Here is a 1,828-nt window from a genome sequence, read left to right on the forward strand (position 1 = left end):
TTAGTCTTTTGAGTTTTTCAGCAAACCCTAAATAGATGATTTAATTGTTTTTAACTCGGATAGTTCTTCTTCAAGTTGTGACTGATCCGTGTACATCCTGTATACAAGAAAAGCAATAAACTGATGACTCCACTTTAACTTAATAGAAGAATAGCTGATCCATTTTGTAGAAAAATCTGCATTGCCTAACGCATTTACTTCAATGCTTTCCTTCTTGAAATAATCCTCATGGATATCGCTAATTAATTCTTTGATGTGATCCTTTTCAAGATCATTTAATGAATTCTGATTAAGAACATATTGTAATTTATCCACCCAGGCAGCTCTCTTTTTTTGATAATCCCAACTGTTAAAAATCGCTCTTTGAACTTTAGTATCGTAAGACACTAATTCACGTACACCTATTTTTGCGAATTTTTCATGATTTTCAGTCACAAATTCGTTAACCTTAGGGTCGCAAGAATATTCTAAAGGTGGCTTTTTACAGGATAAAATAAGAGACAATACAAATAGAAAGAGTAAGATGTGTTTCATGATAAACTAATTAATATATTTAACTGAAATATATTAATTAGGTTTATTTTTTTTAAATTATATTCTAGCTATTCTGTTATATTTTGAATAAAGAATAGTAAAACCGGCACAAATGGTGAAAGGAAAAATAAAATCGAAATAAATGTATATGTGATGTAAATGGCTGAAAATAGTACGGTCGGATAGAGTCATATTCTTTATGATAGGATATAAGCAAGTATTTAAAACACTCAATACCACAGCCGATAATAGTAAATAAAAAGTGTGCGTGGGTTTAAGTTTTATATTTTCAATAAAAGAAATAGTTTTTTGTTCAAAAAAGTAGATACTTGCTACAAATACCATTACCATTAAATGGATAGCAATCAAATATTTGGAGATCCAGCTGATCGCTACATAGCCGTTCATTTGAAAATAAAGTAAGGAGATATAAATCAACTTGGAAGAGCAATGGATAAAATAGTAGAGTAAGTAATAAGCTAAAACTCCAGCTAAAATTACTAGAGAACGCCTTAATTGAATAATTGGTTTATTTATATCAGTATAAATACTTCCTAAATCAGAAGTTTTCCCCATTCTATTAGAAGCCACCCAAAAAGCTTCCTCATTATCGAGTCCACAAGCTTTTAGCTCGTCGATTAAATCAAGTAAATGAGTTCTAAGTTCTTCGGCATCTGCTTCTGTAACCTCGGTCAGGGAATTAAGATTTTTATACCAAACAGTGACTTGAGTGTCCAAGTCGAATTCGCCGTCTTTTTCCATTTAAAATAGAGAGAAGATTAAGATAGTTCTGTTTTTAACTTTCCAAAAATAGCATACACAATATCCCACTCTGCCATGTTTTGCTTCAATTGTTCTTTGCCGTCTGCTAGCAATGTATAATATTTGCGTGGTCTTTCACCTTCTAATACTTTCCAATAAGATTTAATCATTCCACTACTTTCAAGTTTTTTTAATACAGGATAAATACTGGGTTCATTCCATTGGATTTTGTCCTTGCCTAAGTCTTTTACTTTCTGAACAATTTCATATCCATAACTATCTCCACTCTGTAAAACAGACAAAATAATTGGAATTGCTGATGCTCCCATCAACTCTTTCGATATATTCTTCATCACCCTAGTTTTAATTACAAATATATCGAAGTAAATGTTTATCTACTAAAATTGAATAATTATCTTTTTATTAATAAACTTTACCTAAACTGTTACAACATGAAGTGTATTCCCCTGGAATAAAATCAATCTACAAAAGCATTTTTTAGGGAGGTACTAATAACCCCTGTTTTTTTAAA

3 protein-coding genes are annotated in these 1,828 nt (G+C 30.7%); all 3 read right to left on the bottom strand.

Annotated elements, in window-relative coordinates:
* Positions 1-27: 27 nt before the first annotated feature.
* The 3 genes from ADIARSV_RS11585 to ADIARSV_RS11595 are packed head-to-tail and all read right to left on the bottom strand — an operon-like array spanning position 28 to position 1,649.
* A complete protein-coding gene (locus ADIARSV_RS11585; protein WP_040299896.1) occupies positions 28-534 on the bottom strand; it encodes a bacteriocin fulvocin C-related protein in 507 nt (168 codons plus the stop codon).
* A gap of 57 nt (positions 535-591) precedes the next feature.
* Complete coding sequence (locus tag ADIARSV_RS11590; RefSeq protein ID WP_016195713.1) at positions 592-1,296, bottom strand: permease prefix domain 1-containing protein; 705 nt, start codon at positions 1,294-1,296, stop codon at positions 592-594.
* Positions 1,297-1,313: 17 nt separating this feature from the next.
* Positions 1,314-1,649 carry a PadR family transcriptional regulator gene (locus ADIARSV_RS11595; protein WP_016195714.1) on the bottom strand — a complete coding sequence of 112 codons (336 nt, stop codon included), beginning with the start codon at positions 1,647-1,649 and terminating at the stop codon, positions 1,314-1,316.
* Between the last annotated feature and the right edge of the window lie 179 nt (positions 1,650-1,828).

The organism is Arcticibacter svalbardensis MN12-7, assembly GCF_000403135.1.
Classification (GTDB): Bacteria; Bacteroidota; Bacteroidia; order Sphingobacteriales; family Sphingobacteriaceae; genus Arcticibacter; species Arcticibacter svalbardensis.